Annotated in this window: 23 protein-coding genes; 4 read left to right on the plus strand and 19 right to left on the minus strand. The window is 64.5% G+C overall.

The features are described from left to right. Positions 1-149 precede the first annotated feature (149 nt). From C2862_RS20025 to C2862_RS20080, 12 genes are all read right to left on the minus strand, one after another. Positions 150-1,436, minus strand: coding sequence for a multidrug effflux MFS transporter (locus C2862_RS20025; protein WP_136221909.1), 1,287 nt, complete (start codon positions 1,434-1,436; stop codon positions 150-152). 2 nt (positions 1,437-1,438) lie between these two features. Beyond that, positions 1,439-2,644, minus strand: a complete 1,206-nt coding sequence (locus C2862_RS20030) for a class I SAM-dependent RNA methyltransferase (protein ID WP_373888268.1) — start codon at positions 2,642-2,644, stop codon at positions 1,439-1,441. A 242-nt stretch (positions 2,645-2,886) separates the two neighbouring features. Next, a complete protein-coding gene (locus C2862_RS20035) occupies positions 2,887-3,300 on the minus strand; it encodes a CopD family protein (RefSeq protein WP_136221910.1) in 414 nt (137 codons plus the stop codon). Between the two features lie 15 nt (positions 3,301-3,315). Beyond that, positions 3,316-4,581 (minus strand): glutamate-5-semialdehyde dehydrogenase, encoded by a 1,266-nt coding sequence (locus tag C2862_RS20040; protein WP_136221911.1) that lies wholly within the window; start codon positions 4,579-4,581, stop codon positions 3,316-3,318. Between the two features lie 133 nt (positions 4,582-4,714). Beyond that, positions 4,715-5,728 carry a DNA polymerase III subunit delta gene (gene holA / locus C2862_RS20045; RefSeq protein WP_136221912.1) on the minus strand — a complete coding sequence of 338 codons (1,014 nt, stop codon included), beginning with the start codon at positions 5,726-5,728 and terminating at the stop codon, positions 4,715-4,717. Between the two features lie 7 nt (positions 5,729-5,735). Next, a complete protein-coding gene (gene lptE / locus C2862_RS20050) occupies positions 5,736-6,251 on the minus strand; it encodes an LPS assembly lipoprotein LptE (RefSeq protein ID WP_136221913.1) in 516 nt (171 codons plus the stop codon). A gap of 3 nt (positions 6,252-6,254) precedes the next feature. Further along, complete coding sequence (gene leuS / locus C2862_RS20055) at positions 6,255-8,900, minus strand: leucine--tRNA ligase (RefSeq protein ID WP_136221915.1); 2,646 nt, start codon at positions 8,898-8,900, stop codon at positions 6,255-6,257. A gap of 108 nt (positions 8,901-9,008) precedes the next feature. After that, complete coding sequence (locus tag C2862_RS20060; RefSeq protein ID WP_168710119.1) at positions 9,009-9,653, minus strand: transglycosylase domain-containing protein; 645 nt, start codon at positions 9,651-9,653, stop codon at positions 9,009-9,011. Positions 9,654-9,691: 38 nt separating this feature from the next. Beyond that, positions 9,692-10,309 (minus strand): YdcF family protein, encoded by a 618-nt coding sequence (locus C2862_RS20065; RefSeq protein WP_229467522.1) that lies wholly within the window; start codon positions 10,307-10,309, stop codon positions 9,692-9,694. 18 nt (positions 10,310-10,327) lie between these two features. After that, positions 10,328-10,654 (minus strand): barstar family protein, encoded by a 327-nt coding sequence (locus C2862_RS20070; RefSeq protein ID WP_136221919.1) that lies wholly within the window; start codon positions 10,652-10,654, stop codon positions 10,328-10,330. A gap of 4 nt (positions 10,655-10,658) precedes the next feature. Then, complete coding sequence (dapB, locus tag C2862_RS20075) at positions 10,659-11,480, minus strand: 4-hydroxy-tetrahydrodipicolinate reductase (RefSeq protein ID WP_136221921.1); 822 nt, start codon at positions 11,478-11,480, stop codon at positions 10,659-10,661. Between the two features lie 7 nt (positions 11,481-11,487). Next, entirely contained in the window at positions 11,488-12,123 is a 636-nt protein-coding gene (locus C2862_RS20080) for an outer membrane protein assembly factor BamE (RefSeq protein ID WP_136221923.1), read from the minus strand. A 78-nt stretch (positions 12,124-12,201) separates the two neighbouring features. Here C2862_RS20080 and fur point away from each other — a divergent pair, with 78 nt between their 5' ends. Beyond that, entirely contained in the window at positions 12,202-12,636 is a 435-nt protein-coding gene (fur, locus tag C2862_RS20085) for a ferric iron uptake transcriptional regulator (protein WP_136221925.1), read from the plus strand. A gap of 77 nt (positions 12,637-12,713) precedes the next feature. Here the strand turns inward: fur and hrcA are convergent, their stop codons facing one another. Continuing rightward, positions 12,714-13,745: a heat-inducible transcriptional repressor HrcA gene (hrcA, locus tag C2862_RS20090; protein WP_136221927.1), complete on the minus strand. Its 1,032-nt coding sequence runs from the start codon at positions 13,743-13,745 to the stop codon at positions 12,714-12,716. A 74-nt stretch (positions 13,746-13,819) separates the two neighbouring features. Beyond that, positions 13,820-14,536, minus strand: coding sequence for an HAD family hydrolase (locus tag C2862_RS20095; protein WP_136221929.1), 717 nt, complete (start codon positions 14,534-14,536; stop codon positions 13,820-13,822). A gap of 217 nt (positions 14,537-14,753) precedes the next feature. Here C2862_RS20095 and C2862_RS20100 point away from each other — a divergent pair, with 217 nt between their 5' ends. Both C2862_RS20100 and C2862_RS20105 read left to right on the plus strand, forming a co-directional pair. Then, positions 14,754-15,329, plus strand: coding sequence for a hypothetical protein (locus tag C2862_RS20100; protein ID WP_136221931.1), 576 nt, complete (start codon positions 14,754-14,756; stop codon positions 15,327-15,329). 20 nt (positions 15,330-15,349) lie between these two features. Next, the gene (locus C2862_RS20105; RefSeq protein WP_136221934.1) at positions 15,350-15,985 is read left to right on the plus strand and encodes a hypothetical protein; all 636 of its coding nucleotides are present in this window, start codon (positions 15,350-15,352) and stop codon (positions 15,983-15,985) included. Positions 15,986-16,163: 178 nt separating this feature from the next. On the opposite strand, the gene C2862_RS20110 is transcribed toward C2862_RS20105, so the two are convergent. The 5 genes from C2862_RS20110 to C2862_RS20130 all read right to left on the minus strand — a co-directional run bounded on the left by C2862_RS20110 (position 16,164) and on the right by C2862_RS20130 (position 22,067). Further along, positions 16,164-16,355 carry a hypothetical protein gene (locus tag C2862_RS20110; protein ID WP_136221935.1) on the minus strand — a complete coding sequence of 64 codons (192 nt, stop codon included), beginning with the start codon at positions 16,353-16,355 and terminating at the stop codon, positions 16,164-16,166. Positions 16,356-16,543: 188 nt separating this feature from the next. Beyond that, on the minus strand, positions 16,544-17,320 hold the full coding sequence (gene rsmA / locus C2862_RS20115) for a 16S rRNA (adenine(1518)-N(6)/adenine(1519)-N(6))-dimethyltransferase RsmA (protein WP_136221937.1): 777 nt from the start codon (positions 17,318-17,320) through the stop codon (positions 16,544-16,546). Then, positions 17,321-18,382 (minus strand): 4-hydroxythreonine-4-phosphate dehydrogenase PdxA, encoded by a 1,062-nt coding sequence (gene pdxA / locus C2862_RS20120; RefSeq protein WP_136221939.1) that lies wholly within the window; start codon positions 18,380-18,382, stop codon positions 17,321-17,323. A gap of 5 nt (positions 18,383-18,387) precedes the next feature. Then, on the minus strand, positions 18,388-19,776 hold the full coding sequence (locus tag C2862_RS20125) for a peptidylprolyl isomerase (protein ID WP_136221941.1): 1,389 nt from the start codon (positions 19,774-19,776) through the stop codon (positions 18,388-18,390). Between the two features lie 56 nt (positions 19,777-19,832). Further along, the gene (locus C2862_RS20130; protein WP_136221943.1) at positions 19,833-22,067 is read right to left on the minus strand and encodes an LPS-assembly protein LptD; all 2,235 of its coding nucleotides are present in this window, start codon (positions 22,065-22,067) and stop codon (positions 19,833-19,835) included. 95 nt (positions 22,068-22,162) lie between these two features. Between C2862_RS20130 and C2862_RS20135 the strand changes: the two genes are divergently transcribed. Continuing rightward, the gene (locus tag C2862_RS20135) at positions 22,163-23,221 is read left to right on the plus strand and encodes an aminoglycoside phosphotransferase family protein (RefSeq protein WP_136221945.1); all 1,059 of its coding nucleotides are present in this window, start codon (positions 22,163-22,165) and stop codon (positions 23,219-23,221) included. Positions 23,222-23,229: the final 8 nt, after the last annotated feature.

Here is a 23,229-nt window from a genome sequence, read left to right on the forward strand (position 1 = left end):
TATATACATTTCTGATCGGGAACAATACTTTCTGTAAAAAGTCTGTACTTTGCCTCATGAATGATGCATACGTGGGACGTTTTATTGCTTGGTAGTCAATAAAGTATTGTCGACTTGCCGAGGGGCAAGCCGACACGCGCGCGAATGGATCAGGACGGCTTGCCCTTGCGTGCCTGGATGCGCCGGTATTGGCGCGACGTCGCCCAGAAGGCCAGCGCCAGCAAGGCAAAGCCCGCCTGTCCCAGCGCCAGCGCCAGCACCGAATGCGACAGCGCCGGTGCGATCACGCCGGCCACGACCGCCCCCAGCAGGGTCGAGACGAAGGACTGGCACGAGGCGACCGTACCGCGGATGTGCGGGAACAGGTCGAGTGCCAGCAAGGTGGCGCCCGGCGCGATGATCGAACTGCCGAAGGTGAAGAAGAACATCGGCAGCACGGTCCAGGGCAGCGCCGGCGGATACTGCAGGTGGTAGGTGACGTTGAAGGCCACCGCGCCGAGCATGAAGGCGAAACCCAGCAGGATCTGCTTTTCAAACGTTTTTTTGCCGGCCATGCGGTTGGCCGCCATCGAGCCGAGGAAGATGCCGCTCACGGTGGGCACGAACAGCCAGGCGAACTGGGACGGACCGAGCCCCAGGTGCTGCGGCAGCAGGACGGGAGACGCGGTAATGTAGAGGAACAGGCCGGCGAAGTTCAGGGCCGTGACGCCCGCCTTCATGTGAAACAGGAAGGAGCTGAAGATGGCGCTGTAGCTTTGCGCCAGGAAGCGCGGATTGAAGGGCTGGCGCTGCGCGGGAGGCACCGTCTCCGGCAGGTGCTTCCAGCACACCCAGCCCAGCAGCACCGTGTAGGCGCACAGGGCCAGGAAGATCGCGCGCCAGTCGAACCAGGTGACGATCCAGCCGCCCAGCACCGGTGCGACGGCCGGTGCGATCGAGAAGATCATCGTCACCATCGACAGCAATCGCGCCGCCGGCGCATCCGAATACAGGTCGCGGATGATGGCGCGCCCGACCACGACGCCCGCCCCCGCCGACACCCCCTGCATGATGCGGAACACCCACAGGTAATGAACGGTGGACGCCGCCGCGCAGCCGAAGGTGCCGATCGCGAACACGACCAGGGCCACCAGGATCACGTTCCTCCGCCCGAAGGCGTCCGACAGTGCGCCATGCCACAGCACCATGCCGGCAAAGGCCAGCATGTAGGCCGTCAGCGTCTGCTGCACCTCGATCGACGAGGCATGCAGGTTGGCCTGGATCTGCGGGAAGGCCGGCAAATAGGCGTCGATCGAGAACGGTCCGAGCATCGACAGGCCGGCCAGCAGGGTCGCCAGGCCGCCTGCGGAGAGCATGACGATCTTGTGCGGTGCCGGGAGCGGCACCGGGACGACGGGGTCTTTCGGCAGCTGGTCGGGGTCGGACGGGGGCAGCATGTTTATTCCTGCTTCGGCTTGGCTTCTTCACGGCGGTTGTAACCCGCCACCATATCGAAGCGGAAAAGGCGGCATTCCAGGGCGCCGTTGAAGAACGGGGTCTTGCGCGCCTCTTTCAAACGCAGCAGCTTCGGCAGCGAGAGGTCGGCCGTGAACAGGAACACGGTCCAGCCGGCGAAGCGCTGTTTCAGGGTGGTGCCGAGCGCCGAATAAAAGCTCACCGCCATCTCGTCCTGCGGCATGGTCGAGTCGCCGCGCACGCCGATCCGCTCGCCGTAAGGCGGGTTGGTCAGCAGGATGCCCGGGCCTTCGACGGGCGGGCTCACGTGCTGGGCTTCGATCTGTTTCAGGGGCACGTCGAACAGGATGCCGGCGATCTTCAGGTTATGCCGGGTCATCGCGACCATGTCGCCCGAAATGTCGGAACCGAAGATGGTCGGTTCGCTCGGCAGCGGATTGGCCTTGATCGCGGCCTTCATCTCCTGCCAGGCTTCGCGCTCGAAGTCGGCGAATTTCTCGAAAGCAAAGCGGCGGCGCGCGCCGGGCGGAATGCCCTGCACCATCTGCGCCGCCTCGATCAGGATCGTGCCCGAACCACACATCGGATCGAACAGCGGCACGCCCGGCTTCCAGCCCGATACGCGCAGCATGCCGGCGGCCAGGTTCTCGCGCAGCGGCGCGTCGCCCGTCTCTTCGCGCCAGCCGCGCTTGAACAGCGCTTCGCCCGAGGTGTCGAGGTAGATGATGAAGTTGCGCTGGTCGAGGAAGCCGACGATGCGCATGTCCGGCTCGCGCGTGTCGACCGACGGACGCTTGTTGAACTGGTCGCGGAAGCGGTCGCAGATCGCGTCCTTGATCTTGAGGGTCGTGAATTCGAGGCTCTTCAGCGGGGATTTGACGGCCGTGACGTCGACACGGATCGTATGGTGCACGCCGAACCAGTCTTCCCAGGGCTGCTCGAGCACGAGGTCGTAGATGTCGTTCTCGTTCATGTAGCTGCGCTGGCCCATGCGCATCAGCACGCGCGACGCGATGCGCGAGTGCAGGTTGATGCGGTAGGAGTCGACCAGGGTGCCCGAGCAGTGCACGCCGCCCGGAACCTGGTTGTGGACTTTCAGCGTCGGGCTGTATTGCTGGGCGATCTCAAGGAGTTCTTCGGCCAGCGCCGCTTCCATGCCGCGCGGGCAGGGGCAAAAATAGGAGGTCATGGGGGTACCCTTTGTCCGTTGATAAAAAAGTAAAAGCCGGAAGCGCCTGCGCTGCCGGCCGAAAAAAATGTTGTGTTCTCGCGGATTAGCCGGTGGATGTTCATGCCGTGTACCGCGTGGGCGGAGCCCGTTAAACCCGTCATTGACGCCATTGGCCTCAATGACCCCTACGTAGGGTGGAGTCCTGACTCCACGCGTTCAACGCACGGATGCGTCTCGCGGATGACCCGTAGGCCGAAAATTTAGAAAGGTTTTACGACCACGAGAATTACGATCAGCATCAGCAGCACGACCGGCACCTCGTTGAACCAGCGGAACCAGGTATGGCTGCGCTTGTTCACGCCGGCCTCGAACTTCTTCAGGATCGAACCGCAGGCATGATGGTAGCCGATCGCCAGTACCACCAGCGCCAGTTTCGCGTGCAGCCAGCCGCCCTGGATGCCGAAGCCCAGCCATAACCAGAGGCCCAGCAGCAGCGCCGGAATCATCAGCATGGTCGTGAAGCGGTACAGGCGGCGCGCCATGCCCAGCAGGCGCGTGGTGGCGTTGGCGTCGCTTTCCTGCGCCAGGTTGACGAAGATGCGCGGCAGGTAGAACAGGCCGGCGAACCAGGAGGCGATGAAGACGATGTGGAAGGCTTTGATCCAGAGGTACATGCAGGTCCTTATAGATTAGCTGCGAACTTCGCCGTGACCGAACACGACATACTTTAAAGAGGTCAGCCCTTCCAGCCCGACCGGGCCGCGCGCATGCAGCTTGTCGTTCGAGATGCCGATTTCGGCACCCAGACCGTATTCGAAGCCGTCGGCGAAGCGGGTCGAGGCGTTCACCATCACCGAGGCCGAGTCGACTTCGCGCAGGAAGCGCAGCGCGGCGCTGTAGTCTTCGGTCACGATGGCTTCCGTGTGCTTCGACGAATAGCGGTCGATGTGGTCCATCGCTTCGTCGATGTCACCGACAATCTTCACGGCCAGGATCGGGGCCAGGTATTCGGTGCTCCAGTCCTCTTCCGTGACGGGCACCAGGTGCGGATAGCCGGCCAGGATCGCGCGCGCTTCCTCGTCGGCGCGCAGCTCGACTTCCTTCGTCTTGTAGAGCTCCGCCAGCTGGGGCAGCACGGCCGGGGCGATCGCGCGCGACACCAGCAGCGTTTCCATCGTGTTACACGTGCCGTAGCGGTGGCACTTGGCGTTGAAGGCGATCGGCAGCGCTTTCGCAAGATCCGCCTTGTCGTCGATATAGACGTGGCAGATGCCGTCCAGGTGCTTGATCATCGGGACCGTCGCCTCCTCGATCAGGCGTGCTATTAAACCCTTGCCGCCGCGCGGGACGATGACGTCGACGTATTGCGGCATCGTGATCAGGGTGCCGACGGCGGCGCGGTCGGTCGTGTCGACCACCTGCACCGCGTCCAGCGGCAGGCCGGCTTTGGCCAGGCCTTCGGTAACGAGCTTGGCCAGCGCGCGATTGCAGTGGATGGCTTCCGAGCCGCCGCGCAGGATCGCCGCGTTGCCGCTCTTGATGCAGAGACCGGCCGCATCGACGGTCACGTTCGGACGGGCTTCGTAGATGATGCCGATCACGCCCAGCGGCACGCGCATCTGGCCGATCTGGATGCCGCTCGGGCGCGACTTCATGTTCGAGATTTCGCCGATCGGGTCAGGCAGGCTTGCGATCTGGCGCAGGCCTTCGACCATGGTCGTGATCGCGGCGGGAGACAGGGCCAGGCGGTCGAGCAGGGCCGGCGCCAGGCCGGCGGCGCGCGCCGCGTCGAGGTCGAGCCCGTTGGCGGCCGAGAGCTGCGCCGCCTCGCGTTCGATGGCCTCGGCAATGTAGAGCAGCGCACGGTTGCGTGTCGCCCCATCGGCGCGCGCCATCGCGCGCGACGCCGCGCGGGCCTTGCGGCCCAGCGTGTGCATGTAGTCGGTGATGTCCATCGTGTCGGTTCCAGTGAGCGTTAATTTGGCGGGGCGTGCAAACGCAAGGTGAACGCGTGGGCGGGGGACCCGCCCACCTTACGGGTCAGTGCATGTGGATCGGTTCGTATCCCGTTACCGGTCGACGAACGATTTACCGCGCCACCTTCAACGCCAGCTGCAGCATCGCATCCCACGCATCCCCCGCGAAGGCCTTGGCTCGTAAACCCTTGACCATCTTGTCCACCTGCGCCGCCTCCTGCAGCGCCGCTTCCAGCGTACTCAGGGAGATGCGGCGCAGCGCCGGATCCATCATCCGTTCGCGCGGGCCCCAGATGCGGTATTCCTTCAGCAGCGCGCCGAGCGGCCGCCCCTGCGCCATCCCGGCTTTCAATTTTAACAGCGTGCGGATTTCTTCGGAGACGGCCCACAAGACCAGCGGCAGCGCCTCGCCCTCCCCCTTCAGCCCCTCGAGCATGCGCGCCAGGCGTGACGGGTCGCCCATCAGCATCGCTTCCGACAGTTTGAACACGTCATAACGCGCCACGTTCAGCACCGCGTCCTGCACCTGCTCGAAACTGAGCTTGCCCGGTTCGTGCAGCAGGCCCAGCTTCTGGATTTCCTGGTGCGCGGCCAGCAGGTTGCCCTCGACGCGATCGGCGATGAAGTCGAGCGCGGCGCGGTCGGCGCTCTGCCCTTGCGCGCCCAGGCGCATACCGATCCAGCCCGGCAGCTGCGCGCGTTCCACGTTCGGGATCTCGATGTACACGGCGGCCTGCTGCAGCGTCGCCACCCACGAAGCCTTGGCCGTCTGCCAGTCGAGCTTCGGCAGCGTGATCAGGGTGAGGTTGTCGGGGCTGAGGTCCTTCGCATACGCCTGCAGGGCGGCACTGCCGTCCTTGCCGGGCTTGCCGCTCGGGATGCGCAACTCGATCAGCTTCTTGTCGCCGAACAGCGATAAAGCCTGGTTCGCCGCCAGCAGCTCGCCCCACTTGAAACTGCGCTCGACGGTGAGCACGTCGCGTTCGGTATGGCCGGCCGCACGCGCGGCGCGGCGGATTTTATCGGCCGCTTCCAACGCCAGCAGGTGCTCGTCGCTGGTGATCACATACAGCGGCGCCAGCCCCTTCGCCAGATGGGGCTCGAGCGCTTCAGGCCTCAACTGCATGACGGTCTCACTGTGGCTTCAGGGCCGCCAGGCGGCGCATGATCTGCTGCACCAGGTCGGACTGCATGTCGCGGTACAGCAGCGCTTCTTCGCCTTCCTTGGCCAGCAGGGCCTCTTCGCTGAAGGTGAGGTTGCGGCGCAGCGCGATCTCGGTCGGTCCCAGCAGCAGGTTGCCGCTCGCGTCGCGCACCTGGAACACCAGCGTGTAGGTCAGCAGGTATTCGCGCACGCGGCCCAGGTTGTTCAGCGACAGGACCGCCTTGTTGCGCGTTTCGGAAATGACTTCGAAGCGCGCCTGGGCGTCCGCCTGGGTCGGCGAGATCACGACGCGGTCGCCTGCCCGCAGGTTGCGCTTGAGCTCATTACCCAGCGGCGAAGTATCCGGGAAGGCCAGATAGATGCTCTTGAACGGCATGTTGTAAGCGCCGTCCGAGCCGCGCAGGTGGAAACCGCAGGCCGTCAGCGACGTGACCAGCAGCAGCGCCGCAGCCGCGCGCGCAAAAGTAGGGAAATGAGCGCGCATGAATTACACCACGATGTTGACGAGTTTGCCGGGCACGACGATGACCTTCTTCGGCGTGCCTTCGATGAACTTCTGGACCGCCTCGGAAGCCAGCGCCGCCGCCTCGATCGCGGCCTTGTCCGCGTCCTTCGGCACCTTCACCGAACCACGCAGCTTGCCGTTCACCTGGATCATCATCTCGATCTCGGACTGCTCCAGCGCGGCGGCGTCGACTTCCGGCCACTGCACGTCGAGGATGTCGCCGTGCACCTTGGCGTAGCCGAGTTCCTGCCACAGCGCGTGGGTGATGTGCGGCGCGACCGGGTTCAGCAGGCGCAGGAAGATCGAGAAGCCTTCGGCGATCACCGCGTCGGACGCGGCGCCCTCGGCCAGCTTCGCCGACTCCAGCGTGTTCAGCATCTTCATGCAAGCCGAGACCACCGTGTTGTACTGGATGCGCTTGAGGTCATAGTCGGCCTGCTGCAGCACCTTGTGCACTTCGCGGCGCAGGGTCTTCTGGGCGTCGTCCAGCGTGGCGCCGCCGATGCCGCCCGCCAGGCCGGCGGCGATGCGTTCGCGCTGCGCGTAGCCATAGGCCCAGACGCGGCGCAGGAAGCGGCTCGCGCCTTCGACGCCGCTGTTCGACCATTCCAGGGTCTGCTCCGGCGGCGAAGCGAACATCGTGAACAGGCGCGCGGTGTCGGCGCCGTACTGTTCGATCTGCGCCTGCGGGTCGATGCCGTTGTTCTTCGACTTCGACATCTTCTCGGTGCCGCCAATGATGACCGGCTGGCCGTCGGCCTTCAGGACCGCGTTCTGCGGACGGCCCTTGTCATCAAAAGTGAGTTCGACGTCGGCCGGGTTGAACCAGGTCTTTTTACCGGCCGCGTCTTCGCGGTAATAGGTCTCGTTCAGGACCATGCCCTGGGTCAGCAGGTTGACGAACGGCTCGTCGAACTTCACCAGGCCGAAGTCGCGCATGACCTTGGTCCAGAAGCGCGCGTACAGCAGGTGCATGACGGCGTGCTCGATGCCGCCGATGTACTGGTCCATCGGCATCCAGTAATCGTTGCGCGCGTCGACCATGGCGTCGTTCGAGCCCGGCGAGGTATAGCGCATGTAGTACCAGGACGAGTCGATGAAGGTATCCATCGTGTCGGTCTCGCGGCGCGCAGGCTTGCCGCACTTCGGGCAGTCGCACTTCAGGAAGGCTTCGTCCTTGTTCAGCGGGTTGCCGGTGCCGTCCGGGACCAGGTGCTCGGGCAGCACGACCGGCAGGTCCTGCTCGGGAACCGGCACCGCGCCGCACTCGCCGCAGTGGATCATCGGGATCGGCGTGCCCCAGTAGCGCTGGCGCGAGATGCCCCAGTCGCGCAGGCGGAACGTCACCTTCTTGTCGCCCAGGCCCTGGGCTGCCAGGTCGCCAGAGACGGCGTTCACGGCGGCGGTGTAATCGAGGCCATCGTACTTGCCCGAGTTGATGGTGCGGCCGTTCTCCTTGTCGCCATACCACTCCTGCCAGCCGTCCAGCGAATACTCCTGGCCTTCGACGGCGACGACCTGCTTGATGGGTAAATCGTATTTCTTGGCGAATTCGAAGTCGCGCTCGTCGTGGCCCGGCACGCCCATCACGGCGCCGTCGCCGTAGGTGATCAGGACGTAATTGCCGACCCAGACCGGGATCTGCTCGCCGGTGACCGGGTGCGTGACGGTGAGGCCGGTCGGCATGCCCTTCTTCTCCATCGTCGCCATGTCGGCTTCGATGACGGAACCGAGCTTGCACTCGGCGATAAAGGCGGCCAGTTCAGGATTGTTCTTCGCGGCGTGCTGGGCCAGCGCGTGTTCCGGCGCCACGGCGCAGAAGGTCACGCCCATGATAGTGTCGGCGCGGGTGGTGAAGACGTAGAGTTTGCCGTCGTTGATCAGTTCACCGGCGTCGTCCATGACGACGTGCGGGAAGGCGAAGCGCACGCCGACCGATTTACCAATCCAGTTGGTCTGCATGGTGCGCACGCGCTCCGGCCAGCCCGGCAGCTTGTTGTCGACAAAATCCAGCAGCTCGTCGGCGTAGTCGGTGATGCGCACGTAGTACATCGGGATTTCGCGCTTCTCGATCGGCGCGCCCGAACGCCAGCCTTTACCATCGACGACCTGCTCGTTGGCGAGCACGGTCTGGTCGACCGGATCCCAGTTCACGGTGCCGGTCTTCTGGTAGATGATGCCCTTCTCCAGCATCTTGAGGAACATCCACTGGTTCCACTTGTAGTATTCCGGCTTGCAGGCGGTCATCTCGCGCGACCAGTCGATGGCCAGGCCCATCGATTCCATCTGCCCGCGCATGTGGGCGATGTTCGAATAGGTCCACTCGGCCGGCGGCACGTTGTTCGCCATCGCCGCGTTCTCGGCCGGCATGCCGAAGGCATCCCAGCCCATCGGCATCAGCACGTTGTAGCCGTTCATCCGCAGATAGCGGTACATCACGTCATTGATCGTATAGTTGCGCACGTGACCCATGTGCAGCTTGCCGGATGGGTAAGGCAGCATCGAACAGGCGTAATACTTGCCTTTCGGGAAACGTGGATCGTTCTCGACGGCCTTATAGGCATCGATCGACTTCCAGTACGCCTGCGCGGCCTGTTCAACTTCGGCGGGACTATATTTATCTTGCATGATGTTCTGCGGACGGAATGTGGGAAGGATGGAAAGCGGAGCTTTAGCAGAACATTATACTGTTTCATCTTGCACTGCGGCGAAGCGGAGGCGAGCCGCGTTTGTGCCTCAGTCTTTACAACCTGCGTAGTCGGTATCGAGCCACCCATCCGGCCGGCAACGCCCGGCTAGCACCGCCCGCACCCGCGCCAGGCGCAGTTGGTAGGCATCGCGGTTGCGCACCGGATGCAGTTCGTTCGGCGCCTTGATCATGGCGACCAGCCGGGCCATCCCGTCTGCATTGACAGCGGCCAGCGGCTTGCCCATGTAAGCCTGCGCGGCCGCTTCGAGTCCGCGCAACTGGCGTCCTTCATGCCGCCCCATGTACACGCCGCCGGCATACAGGTCCAGCTGGCGCTGTTTCGACACGCTGGCGTCGAGCACCACCGCCATCACGTCGCGGCCCAGGTCGACCTTCCTGCAGCAGTCGAACACGGCGCGGTACACGCGCTGCAGCACGCCCCTCGGACCCTCGAGCGGCGCGCCGTACAGGAACAGGTCGCGGGCGACGGCGGACGAGATCGTGGCGACGCCCTGGCCATCGGCCAGGCTCAAGCCGCGATGGGAAAAGAAGCTCGGGTCTTCGATGCGCAGCAGGATGGCGAGCTGGCCTTGCGACAGCCGTGGCGCCGTGGTGGCGGCCGGCTGCCGCGCGAGCAGCACGTCCACAGAGGCGGCCGCCCACCAGGCCACGATGGCAAGATAGACCAGCAACAGCGCGGCGAGCGCCAACAGTCCCTTGCCGAGCCGCTTCATGCGCCGGCACCCAGCACCGGATACGGCGCCTGCCCTTCCAGCTCGCGCAGGAAGTCCTGTTGCAAGTACTGCGGAATCTTGTGGAATTCGGCCAGCACGCGCCGGCGGAACTCAGCGTGCTCGTGCCAGCGCTCGGCCGGCAGGCCGAAATAATTGATGGCGCAGGCAGAGACGGTGATGCTCGGCCAGTGGCGCGCCAGCGTCATCAGGTAGCGCCGCATGGCGCAGACTTTGCCGATCACGAGGATGCTGTCGATGCTGGCGAGGTCCATCTCTTGCGCCACCTTGCGGCGGCCGAGAATGACGTTGTCGCCGGTATTCAAGGCCTCGCATTCAAGGATCAGGATGGATGCGGGGATGCCCAATTCGACCAGGCGCTCGGCGATGACGAGCGCTTCGGGTGTGTCCTGCCCAGCCGTCGCGCCGCCCGAGACCAGCAGGCGCTCGAACATGCCGCCCTGCCAAAGGGCGAAGGTCTCGCGGCAGAATTCCTCGACCCCGTGACGGGTGCCGAACAGGAAGCCGAGCTTCGCCGCTTGCTGCGGCAGCTCCGGCATCACATAGCGGGAAATGGAAAGCAGGTCCGCCGCGCTCAGGTCCTCGATGGAAGGCACGCCGGCGAACCCGCTGACTTAACGGAGTACCAGTTCGAGGGCCGGCTTTTCGCCGTAGTCCTCGTAGCGCTCGTTGATGCCGCCGACGCAGAACACGATCTCGTCGACCAGGTCCGGCAGGCGGGCGCGCAGGGCAGCGCTGTCGGTGATGACGATTTCCAGCACCTCGTCCGGCTGCAGGCGGAACTTGGTCATGTTCTCCTCGTCGCGCAGGTAGCTCAGGCAATCGACCCAGGTGTCGATGGTGTCGCCGGTGGCCGTGTGGAAGCCGAACGCGCGCCGGCTTTCGGCAAAGAAGCTCGCTTCGTTGACGATCACGGCGCCGTTCAGTTCCGCTACTGCCATGGCCTTATCCTTTCACGCCGGTATTCAATGCGAGGACGTCCTGCATGTCGTACAGGCCGTTCGCCTTGTCGGCGATGAAACGCGCGCCGCGCAGGGCGCCGTGGGCGTAGGTCACGCGACTGCTCGATTTATGGGTGATCTCGATGCGCTCGCCGGTGCCGGCGAACAGCACCGTGTGGTCGCCGACGATGTCGCCGCCGCGCACGGTGGCAAAACCGATCGTCGACGGATCGCGCTCGCCTGTCACGCCTTCGCGGCCATAGACGGCGCACTCCTTCAGGTCGCGGCCGAGGGCGTCGGCGATGACCTCGCCCATTTTCAGGGCCGTGCCCGAGGGCGCGTCGACCTTGTGGCGGTGGTGCGCCTCGATGATCTCGATGTCGTAGCCTTCGGCGAAACTTTTCGCGGCCATTTCCAGCAATTTGAGGGTCACGTTCACGCCCACGCTCATGTTGGGAGCAAAGACGACGGCGACTTTTTCCGCGGCGGCGGCGATCGCCGCCTTGCCGGCGTCATCGAAACCGGTCGTGCCGATCACGATCTTGACGTTGTTGGCGGCGCAGTACGCCAGGTGCTGCAGCGTGCCTTCGGGGCGGGTGAAATCGATCAGGCAGTCGGCGTTCGCCAGCGCACGCGCCAGGTCCGATTCGATGCTCACGCCGGTCAGCTGGCCCGAGAAGGCGCCAGCGTCGTGGCCGATGAAGGGAGAACCTGCGACGTCGAGGGCGCCGGCGAGCACGGCATCGGGAGCGGCGGCGATCGCCTCGATCAGCATGCGGCCCATGCGCCCACTGGCGCCGGCGACCGCGATTTTCAGTTGCGTCATGACAGTCTTACGGAGTAGTCGTGGAGGTGGCGGGGCTGGCCGGCGTGCTTGGCTCGACCGGGCGGCTGGCGGCCGCCTTTTCGGCCTTCTTGGCTTCCTTGACGACGTTCTTTGCCGGGCCGGCGATGCGGGCGATGTACTCGCGCTCGGTCGGCAGGTTGCCGCCGTCGAAGCGCTCGACCACGTCATCCTTGAAATACACGGTGACGCGGCTGGTGGTCAGCTCGCCGTTGCCGCGCGCGAGGTAGAACGGGTAGTCCCAGCGGTCGGCATGGAACATGTCCATCAGCATCGGCGTGCCGAGCAGGAAGCGCACCTGCTCGCGGGACTGGCCCACTTTCAGCTGGTTCAGCATTTCTTGCGAGACGAAGTTGCCCTGCTGGATGTCCGGGCGGTAGGGCGAGAAGATCCACAGGAATTTCTGCAGCCTCGTACCTTCGGTCGTCTGGGCGCCGGCATTGGCCAGCGAGGCCGATTTGCTGGCGTCGGACGCCAATGCGGCCGGGGACGTGTCCACCGATGCGGCAGGCTTGGTCTGGTTGCGCCAGGATGCGCAGCCGGACAGGACCAGCGTGCAGGCGAGGCCCGCGGCAAGCAGGGCCCGGGCCTTGGAGCGATGAACAAGGGCATCAAAGACGCGCATAAGTAACCTCAAAACGTTTAGCGGGAGCTTCCAAAACGCTATATCATAAAGCACTCCGCCCATCTACGAGTAACAAACATGAGTAACAAACCGACCGACCTGAAGGCGAGCGGCCTGAAGGCGACCTTGCCGCGCCTGAAAATCCTGGAAATTTTCCAGAACAGCGAAGTGCGGCACCTGACGGCGGAAGACGTCTATAAAATCCTGCTGGCCGAAAATATGGACGTCGGCCTGGCGACCGTCTACCGCGTATTGACCCAGTTCGAGCAAGCCGGGCTGCTCAACCGCAACCACTTCGAAACCGGCAAGGCGATCTACGAGCTGAACGCCGGCTCGCACCACGACCACCTGGTCTGCCTCGATTGCGGCCATGTCGAGGAATTCTTCGACGAAGAGATCGAATCGCGCCAGAACAAGATCGCCCTGGAACGCGGTTTCAAGATTGCCGAGCACGCGCTCGCGATTTACGGCAATTGCACCAAGACGGCCTGTCCGCACCGCGGCAACAACTAAGTAAAGTATGCTCCAACGAGAAACGGCGCCGTGGCGCCGTTTTTTTGTGGGCGTAGGGTGGGCGCCCCGTGCCCACCTTAAGAATTGCTCAGCGCATTCGACAACAATTTCGCCGTGATGTCGACGATCGGAATCACCCGCTCATACGCCATCCGGGTCGGGCCGATCACGCCCAGGGTGCCGACGATCTTGCCGTTTACCTCGTAGGGCGCGGTGACGACGCTCATTTCGTCCATCGGCACCAGCTTCGATTCGCCGCCGATAAAAATCTGCACCCCTCCCGCCTTGCTCGACATGTCGAGCAGCTGCATCAGGCCGGTTTTTTGCTCGAACATCTCGAACAGCTGGCGCAGCGAGCTCATATTCGAAGACAGGTCGGACACCGACAGCAGGTTGCGTTCGCCTGAAATGACCATCTCTTCGCTGCCTTCGGCCATCGCCTCGCTGCCCGCTTCCACGGCGGTCTGCATCAGGCCGCCGATGTCTTCGCGCAGCTGGCGCAACTCGCCGGTGAGGCGCCGGCGCACTTCGTCGAAGCTGAGGCCGGCGAAATTCTGGTTCAGGTAATTGGCCGACTGCACCAGCTGGGCCGGCGTGTAGTCGACCTCGGTCAGCAGCAGGCGGTTCTGGACGTCGCCGCGCGGATCGACGATCACGAGCAGGATGCGTTTTTCGGACAGGCGCAGGAATTCGATCTGCTGGAACACGGATTCGCGGCGCGGGCTCTGGACGACGCCGGCAAATTGCGTCAGCGAGGACAGCATCTGCGCCGCGTTGGCGATGACCTTGTGCGGTTGCTGGCTGGCGAGGCGCATGCGCTCGGGATCGACGCCATGCTGGCCGTGCTGGCCTTCCAGGTGCTGCACCGTCAGCAGCGTATCGACGAACAGGCGGTAGCCGCGCGGCGTCGGCACCCGGCCGGCCGAGGTATGGGGGCTGGCGACATAGCCCATTTCCTCGAGGTCGGCCATGATGTTGCGGATCGTGGCGGGCGACACGTCGAGGCCGGAAATCTTCGAGAGCGCACGCGACCCGACCGGCTGGCCGTCGGCAATATAACGCTCGACGAGGGCTTTCAGCAGGGTTTGGGCTCGGGGTTCAAGTTGCATGGAATAGAAGCGCGCGGAATGGTTGCACGGCTATTATGCACCGCGGAAGCCGTGCTGTGCGCTCGAGCGTGCTCTCAAGCGTGTTCGCGTTTCAGCCAGTCGATCAATTGATCCATGTTGGCGACGATCGCATCCGGCTGCACGCCCTCTTCCAGGTGGCGCCGGCTGGCGGTGCGGTTCATCCAGACCCCGCGCAACCCGGCGCGCTGGGCGCCCTGCACGTCGAGCAGCAGATCGTCGCCGACGTGGACAGCCTCGTGCGGGGCCACGCCGAGGGCGTCGCAGGCGGCGCGGAAAATTGCCGCGTCCGGCTTGGCGCGGCCGAAACCCGGCGCCGACACCGAAGCATGGAAATGGTGAGACAGACCGATCGTCTGCAGGTCGGCATTGCCGTTGGTAACCGAACCGATCAGAACGCGCCCTTTCAGGCGCAGCAGGCCGGGCAAGACGTCGTCATAGGGGATCACGGCGTTGCGGGCGGCGAAGAATTCGGTCATCGCCAGTTCGACCTTGTCGGCGTCTTCGCCGGCCTGTTCGAAGGCGGCAATCAGGCCGGCGCGGCGCAGCGCACCGAGGTCGAGCTGGAATTCGGGCCGGCGCGCCAGCAATTCCAGGCGCGCCTGGCGCAGGCTGTCGATGGTGAAGCGCTCGGCCACGCGCGGCGCGTTGTTGGCCAGCCACTGGAACAACGTCTGCTCGGCCTGGAGAATGACAGGGGCGATCGGCCACAGCGTGTCGTCGAGGTCGAACAGGATGGCTTTGGGCCAGGGGCGGCGGTTGGAGGGCTTCATCGGTGGCTGTCGTATAGGAGAAATCAGCATAACGAGGCCAGCGGTGAAAAGCAAATGCATGCAAACCGGTACGAACGCGTGCTCGTCGTTACACCGTGATACAAACCCTAGTGAGCCCCGGGCTTGTCAAATGCTCTAAAATGATGGGCAAACTTTCCAGCATGCGGCCAGGTGCCTCGGGTTGCGCGCCTTGCCCCTCCCCTTTTTTGGAGAAATTATGATTCGTTCCCCCCTGCGTGCCGGCATTGCGCTGGCGTGCGCGCTGAGCCTGTCCGCCTGCGGCGGCGGTGACGGCGACGTCTATGTCGGCGGCTCGATCACCGGCTACACCAAGGCCGGCCTGGTCCTGACGAACAACGACGGCCCGCGCTACGAGGTCCCGCTCGGCACGTCCTTCATCTTCCCCGAGCTGGTCGAGACAGATGCGACCTACAACGTGAAAGTGGTGGCCTCGCCCGACAACACCACCGGTTGCCAAGTGGTCGAAGGTACCGGTACCGGCAAGGCGGTCTTCAGTATCTCGTCCGTGCAAATTGCCTGCACCCTGAAGACTTTCCCGCTGACGGTGCGCGTCAACGGCACCCACGCCGCCGGCCTGGCAATCGTGAACGGCTCCGACCGCCAGGACGTGGCCCCGGACGCTACCGTGGTTCAGATGAAGCAGATTCCCGAAGGCGCCGTGTACGGCGTGGCCGTGCTGGCCGCCCCTGGCCAGACCTGCACCGTGGCGAATGGATCGGGCACCATGGACAACGTCGGCAAGACCGTCGACCTCAACTGCACGACGCCTTAATCATTCCTGTGGAGAGTATTTTGAAGAAATCGATCCTGGCGCTGTGCGCGCTGACCCTGGCAGCCGGCCTGAGCGCCTGCGGCGGCGGCAAGTCGACCTATACGATTGGCGGCACGGTCGCCGGTCTGCAGTATCCGGGCCTGGTGCTGCAAAACAACCTGGCCAACGACCTGAACGTCACGCCGCTGGGCCCGGACGGGAACGGTAACATCCAGAACGTCGCCTACAGCTTCCCGAACGAGGTCGATTATGGCGAGCCGTACAGCGTGACTGTCAAGACCAATCCCCAGCACCAGACTTGCGTGAATTCGAGCGGCACCGCGGACACGGCGGGACGCCTGTCGTCGATCAACGCCGTGATCGTCTGCGCCCTGGTGAACAATACGATCGGCGGCACGATCACGGGTCTCGCGGCGGACGGCCTGGTGCTCACCAACGGCAGTTCCGGCGGCACCGTGACCGTGACCAAGGATGCGACCAGCGGTGCGTACCCGAGCACCTTCACCTTCCCTGTCGGCGTGACCTATGGACAGACCTATGGCGTCACGGTGCTGAGCAATCCGGCCAACCAGACCTGCCGCGTTTCCAACGGCGCCGGCACGATGGGCGACAACAAGGTCGAGTCGATCGCGGTTACCTGCGTTACCAACTCCTGAGCACGATATGGAGACATTCACCACAACGATGTCGATCATTCCAAAAGAAAATTAGACGTATATGTTGTGGTGCAGCATAATTGCACCTGTCTCCTCCAACTCTCCTCAGAAAAGAATTGGATTTAGCTCGCCCGCAACGGCGGGCTTTTTTTTTGCCCGCGTTGTCGGGAGACCCGGTTCAGCCGAACTTGGTGGCCGGCGCGACGCGCTTGGCGGTGACTTTGACGACGGCCATCTTGCCGCTGTCGCTCGAGACCAGGGAATCGGCCCGCACTTGCGCCTTGTAGCTCTCGGCGCTGGCGTAGGTGGTGCCGACGACGGCCAGGGCGGCGACCAGGAACAGCGTTTCCATGTGTTTGAGGACGTTCATTTCAGGCTCCCTTCGTTGGTTGGTGGGCCCGTTTGCGTCTGCGTTCGGGCTTTCGATGGGAGTAGATTAGCAAGCGCCTTTACGCAGCTCCATCGGTGTGCGACGAAGTGCGTAAAGCGCGCGATGAAACGTCCAAAAGGGGGGTGTGAAGCGTTGTGCGACGCATCACGGATGAGGTGGAATGGTATTTACACCGGCTTCAGGATATTCGCCAGCGCCACGTACTGCTCCAGGCTGACGTTTTCGGGCCGCACGCCCGGATCGATGCCCGCTTCCAGCAACTGCGCTTCGGTGAACATGCCGGCCACGCAGTTGCGAATCACCTTGCGGCGCTGGGAAAAGGCCTTCTGCACCACCGCTTCCAGGGTGGCGCCGTCGACGGCGAGTTTCCGGCGGGTCGGCACCATGCGCACGATGGCCGAATCGACTTGCGGCGGCGGATCGAAGGCGGTCGGCGGCACGATGAACAGCAGCGACATGTCGTAGCGCCATTGCAGCATCACCGACAGGCGGCCATAGGCCTTGGTGCCGGGTTCGGCCACCATGCGCTCGACCACTTCCTTTTGCAGCATGAAATGCTGGTCCTCGACCAGGTCGGCGAACTCGGCCAGGTGGAACAGCAGCGGGCTCGAGATGTTGTACGGCAGGTTGCCGACGATGCGCAGCTTCTGCCCTTCCGGCACCGGCAAGGCGCCGAAGTCGAATTTCAGGGCGTCGGCGGAGTGCACCGTCAGCTTTTCGCGCGGGTAGGCCTTTTCCAGGCGCGTTACCAGATCGCGATCCAGTTCGACCACGTGCATGTGATCGAGTTCCTTCAGCAGCAGCGCCGTCATCGCCGCCAGGCCCGGGCCGATCTCGACCATCGCCTCGCCGCGGCGCGGATCGATCGCCTCGATGATGTTGCCCAGGACGTGATTATCGGTCAGGAAGTTCTGGCCGAAGCGCTTGCGTGCTACGTGTTTCATTTACTCTTTCGTTGATTGTGTGGCGCGGCTGGCCGTCACCATGAGCATCGCGGCCCGGATTGCCTCTTCCATGCTGCCGCAGTCGGCCAGGCCCAGGCCCTGCGCCGCCAGGTCGAGCGCGGTGCCGTGGTCGACCGAGGTACGGATCAGGGGCAGGCCGAGGGTGACGTTGATGCCGCGCCCGAAGGTGGCGTGCTTCAGCACCGGCAGGCCCTGGTCGTGGTACATGGCAAGCACGGCGTCGGCTTCGCCGAGGTATTTCGGCTGGAACAGGGTATCGGCGGGATACGGCCCGCGCGCATCGATGCCGCGTGCCTGCGCTTGCGCCAGGGCCGGTTCGATGACCTCGATTTCCTCGCGTCCCAGGTAACCGTTTTCGCCCGCATGCGGATTCAGACCGGTGACCAGGATGCGCGGCGAAGCGATGCCGAATTTGTCGCGCAGGTCGGCGTGCAGGATGTCGAGCACCCGCGCCAGGCCCTCCTGCGTGATCGCCGCCGGCACGTCTTTCAAGGGCAGGTGCGTGGTGGCCAGCGCCACGCGCAGATAGGGCTGATCGCCCGCCGGCTGGCCGGCCAGCATCATTACCACTTGCGGCGTGTTCGTCTTCTCGGCCAGGTATTCGGTGTGGCCGGAGAAGGCGACGCCGGCCTGGTTGATGGTGCTTTTCTGCAGCGGCGCGGTGACGATGGCGTCGAACCAGCCGGCTTGTATACCCTCGACCGCGAGATCGAGCGTGGCCAGCACGGCGCGGCCGTTTTCCTTGTCCAGCGTGCCCGGCACCACGTGGGCGGCGAGCGGCACGTCGACGACGGCGATGCGATCCTTGCCGAAATGCGGCAGGCCGCCGTTCCTCAGGGCTTGCACCGAGAGCGCCGACAGGCGGATCGCGGGGTCGATCAGGCTGGCGGTCAGCGCCAGGAAGGCGGCGTCGCCCACCAGAACGCAATTGGCCTGCTCGCGCAGGGCCCAGGCGGCCCGGATCGAGATCTCGGGCCCGATGCCGGCCGGCTCGCCGACGGTAAGCGCCAAAGTAGAACGCTCAGTCTGCAGCGCGGCCATGCTGTTTACGCCTCTTCGCGGTACTCGACGTAGGCGCGGTCGCGCACTTCGCGCGCCCAGTCCTCGACGGCTTCGCCGAGTTTACGCTCGCGGATCACGTTGCGTGCGCGCAGGCGTTCGCGTTCCTTGCTCTGGTCTTCGCTCTTGCGCTCGAGGACCTCGATCAGGTGAAAGCCGAACGGCGTCTCGACCACGTCCGACACCTCGCCCGGTTTCAGGGCATTCATCGCGGTCTCGAATTCCGGCACCACGTCGCCCGGCTGCAGCCAGCCGAGATCTCCGCCCTTGGCGGCGGTGCCGTCCTGGCCGTTCTGGCGCGCCAGGTCCTCGAAAGTGGCGCTCTTGGCGACGATCTTGGCGCGCAGATCGGCCAGCTTGGCCTTCACCTGCTCCGCCGGCATGGCCGGCGTCGCCTTGATCAGGATATGGCGGGCGCGGGTCTGCTGGACCACGGCCTGCTCCGGCTCCTGCGCCAGGCTGCGCTTGTCGACCAGCTTGACGATGTGGAAACCGGTATTGCTCTTGATGACAGGCGTGACCTGGCCCGGGCTGAGTTTGCGCAGCTGGTCGCTGATCAGGGGCGGCAGGCGGTCCGGATCGCGCCAGCCGATGGCGCCGCCCTTGAGGGCGTCGGGCGCGTCGGAATAGGTGGCGGCGATCTTGGCGAAGTCGGCGCCGGTACGCAGCTGGCGCAGGACTTCGTCGGCGCGGGCGCGGCGTGCGGCGATCTGTTCGGGCGTGGCGTTGGCCGGGATGCCGACCAGGATCTGGGCGATGTCCATCTCGACCTTCTCGGCCGCGGCGGCCTTCTCGGCGGCCAGATAGGTGTCGATTTCGGCATCCGAAACCTGGATCTTGCTGTCGACTTCGTGCTCGCGCAGACGCTGCAGCATGATCTCGTTGCGGATCTCTTCGCGGAACTGGGCGAAGGCCAGGCCTTCCTTTTCCATCTGGTTGCGCATGTCCTGCAGCGACATCTTCTGCCCTTCGGCGATGCGGGCGATGGCGGCGTCGAGCGTGCGGTCGTCGACGCGCACGCCCATTTCCTTGGCCAGCTGGATCTGGGCGCGCTCGACGATCATCGCCTCGATCACCTGGCGCTCGATGTCGGCCAGCGGCGGCAGCTGGGCGTTCTGGGCGCGCAGGCGCTGGGTGATCTGGCCGACGCGGTCGCGTACTTCGTTGCGCGTGATGACTTCGTCGTTGACGACGACGCGAATCTGATCGATGACGTTGGCGTTGCTCGACGCCGGCGGCAGGAAACCGCTGCCGGGTGCGGCAGCTTGCGCAGGCGCGGGTGCCGGTTTCGCCGCCTGGGCGGAAGCGGCATTGGCAGTGAGCGCGCACAGCAGCGCCGCGGCCAGCTTAAGGTGATGCAAACGGGTAGTACGCATAGTCTGGGAAGCACTCATTCAGGTCAAAACATCCAGGGTTCTGGTCGATGCGCCGGTCAGGGGCGGCCGGCGTTGCCGTTCAGCCGCGTGTAGCCGGGAATACTTTTATAAAACGAATCCAGCGGGTTGCCCAGCCCCAGGCCCGACAGGCCATTGAGCTCGAGCTGGAAGAACGTCGACGTCGAGGTCGTCTGCGCGGCCGTCACGAAACGTTGTCCACCCATGCGGAAGATCCAGCAATCGGCCTTGTACTCGAGACCGACCAGGCTTTCGAGCACCTTATGGTCGCGCAGCGAATAGCTGAGGCGGCCGACGCCGTACCAGCGCTTCGACAGCGGCCACTGGGCCGACACGTCGGCATTGCGGAAGCTGTCGCGCACGTAGCGATACTCGGCATTGAGGACCTTCATCAGCCCCGGTGCCCAGCGCACGCCATGGTTCTGGGCATACACGCTCTTGCCCGTGACATCATATTGTACGCTGCTGTCGAAGTTCCAGTGCTCGGTGATGCGGCCCGAGGCTGCCAGCAGCAGGTCGGAGCGGCTGATCTTGTTGCCGGTACCGGTCGCGGAAGGCACGCGGCCCACGCGCGGCTCGTCGAAATAGAAGCGCTGGGCGATGGCCATGCGCAGGCGCTCGGCGCCGTCCGGCTCGATATAGCGCGACACCAGGGCCGCGGTCACCTGGTTGGCGTCGGACACGCGGTCGCCGCCGATGTAGCGGTTCTCGGTGAACAGCTGGGCGTAGCTGAAGCCCGTTTCCGCCGTATCGAAGATCGGGAACTCGTCCTGGTTGCGGTAAGGCGTGCGCACGTAGAACAGGCGCGGCTCCAGGGTCTGGGTGGCAGCCTTGCCGAACAGCGTGGTGTCGCGCTCGAACACCATGCCGCTGTCGACCGAGAAGATCGGCAGCGTGCGCGACAGGCTGGTCGCGCCGCGCGCATTGCTGTCCATGTCGTACTTGGTCGCATGCAGCATCACCTTGGGCGTGATGTAGTAGCCCGGCTGCACCCACGGATAGCTCACCTGCGACACCGCCAGCAGGCGGTTGCCGCTGTCGAAGCTCGGGTGCGAGAAGCGCGTCGCCTCGGCATCGATCGCCCAGTCGAAACCCTTCACGTCATAGCGGCCGGTATGGAACATGACCTGCGGCAGGCGATCGTAGGGACGCGGGATCGCCAGCGCCGGATTGGCCACCGCCGCCGGTTCCTGCAGCACCTGGATGGTCTGCGCACGCGCCGTCAGGCTCCAGTACTGCGTGCCGTAGCTGGTGTACGCCTCGCGGATCAGCTGGCGCTCGGCGCTGGTGGCGACCGTCGGCGAAAAGTCGCTGGTGTATTCGTCGTCGGAGACACCGTGCAGGTTCCAACCGGCGCTCCAGCCCGGTTTGATCACCTGGTTGTGCACCGAGTCGACGCGCCAGCGGTCGGTCTTGGTGATGCGGTCGTTGCGCAGGAACTCGGCGTGGGTCTCGCCGTTGTAAGCGCCGCCCGACGTTTCGCCGAGGTAGCGTCCGGTCGCGCCCAGCTGCAGGCCGCGGTTGAACATCAGGCGCGGATACACGGTCAGGTCGCGGTTCGGCGCGATGTTGAAGTAGTACGGCACCATGAGCTCGGTCTTGCCCTTGGAGCCGGCGCCGATGGTGGCCGGCAGCCAGCCCGAACGGCGCGCGCCCGAGAGCGAGAACGAGAACGCGGGCGTGCCCAGGATCGGCACGTCCTTGAAATAGATGATGGTCTTGCCCGCGGTGCCGACGTCGCGTCCGGAATCGAGGCGCAGCCGGCTCGCCTTGATGTACCAGTCGGGATCGGGCCCCTGGCAGGTGCTGTAGGTGCCGTCCACCACCAGCGCCTGGTCTTCGCCGAGGAAGTCGATGCGGTCGGCCTGGCCTTGCGCATTATTCAGCTGCAGCTGGTATTTCGGATGCAGCACCCAGCCGCGCTGGGTCGACATGTTCAGCTGCAGGGCGTCGCCCTGGTAGCGGTCGCCGAAGCGCCACATGTTGACGTTGCCTTCGGCCGTGACTTCGTCCTCGACCAGCCGGTAGCAGGCGGTGTCGGCGGTCAGTTTGGACTGGCCGCGCGTGATTTCGACGTTGCGATTGAGATTGATCTCACGGTCCGGACGGCCGCCGATCTCTTCGGCGCGCACAGTGACGGGAAGATCTTGTTCGTCAGCTTGGGGGGCAGCCGGCGCGACTTGCGCGTGCAAAGGCCCCGAGGCCACGGTGACGAGGGCGGACAAGGCAACTGCCCGCCGCCGCGGGAATGGGTGGGCCGTAAACCAGCTCATGGAATCTGTGGCAGCACCATAAAGGGCGATTTTTTGGATTGAATCCCTTATTATATGGGAATTGTCTTCCTCAACCGGTTTCCGCTGGACGTTCCATGTCTTCTTTGTATCAAAACTCCCCCACTTCCGCCGAGCAGGACGCGCGCCTCGCGCTCCTCACCGAATGGCTGAGCTCGCTTGACCTGGTGGAAGTCGGTTCGCGCCGTCCGGCCTCGTCGGATGCCAGTTTTCGCCGCTATTTCCGCCTCGATGTGGCGCCGGCGCTACGGAGCAAACTCGGCGACACCCTGATCGCGATGGACGCGCCGCCCGAGCGCGAGAACGTCCCCGCCTTCATCCACGTGCAGGGCCTGCTGGCCGACGCCGGCGTCACGGTGCCGGCCATCGTCGCGCGCGACGTCGAGCGCGGCTTCCTGCTGCTGTCCGACCTCGGCACCACGACCTACCTGGCCCGCCTCGATTCGGACAACGCCGCCTTCATGTATTCGGACGCGGTCGATGCCCTAATCAAGTTCCAATTGAACAGCCAGCCGGGCGTGCTGCCCGAATTCGACCGCGCCTTCGTGCTGCGCGAGATGAACCTGTTCCCGGAGTGGTACCTGAATCGCCATCTCGGCGTGACGCTGGACGACAAGCAGCAGGCCCAGCTCGATAAAGTCTTCGAGACCATCACCGCCAATGTGCTGTCCCAGCAACAGGTCTTCATGCACCGCGATTTCCATTCGCGCAACCTGATGTTCCTCGACCAGGGCAACCCGGGCGTGCTCGACTTCCAGGACGCCGTCTACGGTCCGGTCACCTACGACCTCGGTTCGCTGCTGCGCGACGCCTACATCCAGTGGGACGAAGAGATCGTGCTGGACTGGGTGGTGCGCTATTGGCAAAGCGCCAAGCAGGTCGGCCTGCCGGTCAATCCGGACATCGACGCGTTCTACCGCGACTTCGAATTCATGGCCCTGCAGCGCCACCTTAAAATCCTCGGCATCTTCTGCCGCCTGAACTACCGCGACGGCAAGGCCATCTACATGGGCGACCTGCCGACCGTGCTGGATTACGTGCGCAAGACCGCCCACCGCTATACCGAACTGAAGCCGCTGATCCGCCTGCTCGATTCGTTCGAGGACAAGGCGCCGCAGGTCGGCTACACCTTCTGAGCATCATT

The sequence above is a fragment of the Massilia sp. Mn16-1_5 genome (genome assembly GCF_004798585.1).
GTDB lineage: Bacteria > Pseudomonadota > Gammaproteobacteria > Burkholderiales > Burkholderiaceae_D > Telluria.

Excerpts from the sequence above, each read along its gene's own strand:
- leuS (WP_136221915.1), bottom strand. The coding sequence starts at position 8,900 with ATGCAAGATAAATATAGTCCCGCCGAAGTTGAACAGGCCGCGCAGGCG.
- C2862_RS20130 (WP_136221943.1), bottom strand. The coding sequence starts at position 22,067 with ATGAGCTGGTTTACGGCCCACCCATTCCCGCGGCGGCGGGCAGTTGCC.
- rsmA (WP_136221937.1), bottom strand. The coding sequence starts at position 17,320 with ATGAAACACGTAGCACGCAAGCGCTTCGGCCAGAACTTCCTGACCGAT.
- C2862_RS20030 (WP_373888268.1), bottom strand. The coding sequence starts at position 2,644 with ATGACCTCCTATTTTTGCCCCTGCCCGCGCGGCATGGAAGCGGCGCTG.
- pdxA (WP_136221939.1), bottom strand. The coding sequence starts at position 18,382 with ATGGCCGCGCTGCAGACTGAGCGTTCTACTTTGGCGCTTACCGTCGGC.
- C2862_RS20100 (WP_136221931.1), top strand. The coding sequence starts at position 14,754 with ATGATTCGTTCCCCCCTGCGTGCCGGCATTGCGCTGGCGTGCGCGCTG.
- C2862_RS20110 (WP_136221935.1), bottom strand. The coding sequence starts at position 16,355 with ATGAACGTCCTCAAACACATGGAAACGCTGTTCCTGGTCGCCGCCCTG.
- holA (WP_136221912.1), bottom strand. The coding sequence starts at position 5,728 with ATGCAGTTGAGGCCTGAAGCGCTCGAGCCCCATCTGGCGAAGGGGCTG.
- hrcA (WP_136221927.1), bottom strand. The coding sequence starts at position 13,745 with ATGCAACTTGAACCCCGAGCCCAAACCCTGCTGAAAGCCCTCGTCGAG.
- C2862_RS20025 (WP_136221909.1), bottom strand. The coding sequence starts at position 1,436 with ATGCTGCCCCCGTCCGACCCCGACCAGCTGCCGAAAGACCCCGTCGTC.
- C2862_RS20035 (WP_136221910.1), bottom strand. The coding sequence starts at position 3,300 with ATGTACCTCTGGATCAAAGCCTTCCACATCGTCTTCATCGCCTCCTGG.
- C2862_RS20125 (WP_136221941.1), bottom strand. The coding sequence starts at position 19,776 with ATGCGTACTACCCGTTTGCATCACCTTAAGCTGGCCGCGGCGCTGCTG.
- C2862_RS20095 (WP_136221929.1), bottom strand. The coding sequence starts at position 14,536 with ATGAAGCCCTCCAACCGCCGCCCCTGGCCCAAAGCCATCCTGTTCGAC.
- fur (WP_136221925.1), top strand. The coding sequence starts at position 12,202 with ATGAGTAACAAACCGACCGACCTGAAGGCGAGCGGCCTGAAGGCGACC.
- dapB (WP_136221921.1), bottom strand. The coding sequence starts at position 11,480 with ATGACGCAACTGAAAATCGCGGTCGCCGGCGCCAGTGGGCGCATGGGC.
- C2862_RS20070 (WP_136221919.1), bottom strand. The coding sequence starts at position 10,654 with ATGGCAGTAGCGGAACTGAACGGCGCCGTGATCGTCAACGAAGCGAGC.
- C2862_RS20080 (WP_136221923.1), bottom strand. The coding sequence starts at position 12,123 with ATGCGCGTCTTTGATGCCCTTGTTCATCGCTCCAAGGCCCGGGCCCTG.
- C2862_RS20135 (WP_136221945.1), top strand. The coding sequence starts at position 22,163 with ATGTCTTCTTTGTATCAAAACTCCCCCACTTCCGCCGAGCAGGACGCG.
- C2862_RS20040 (WP_136221911.1), bottom strand. The coding sequence starts at position 4,581 with ATGGACATCACCGACTACATGCACACGCTGGGCCGCAAGGCCCGCGCG.
- lptE (WP_136221913.1), bottom strand. The coding sequence starts at position 6,251 with ATGCGCGCTCATTTCCCTACTTTTGCGCGCGCGGCTGCGGCGCTGCTG.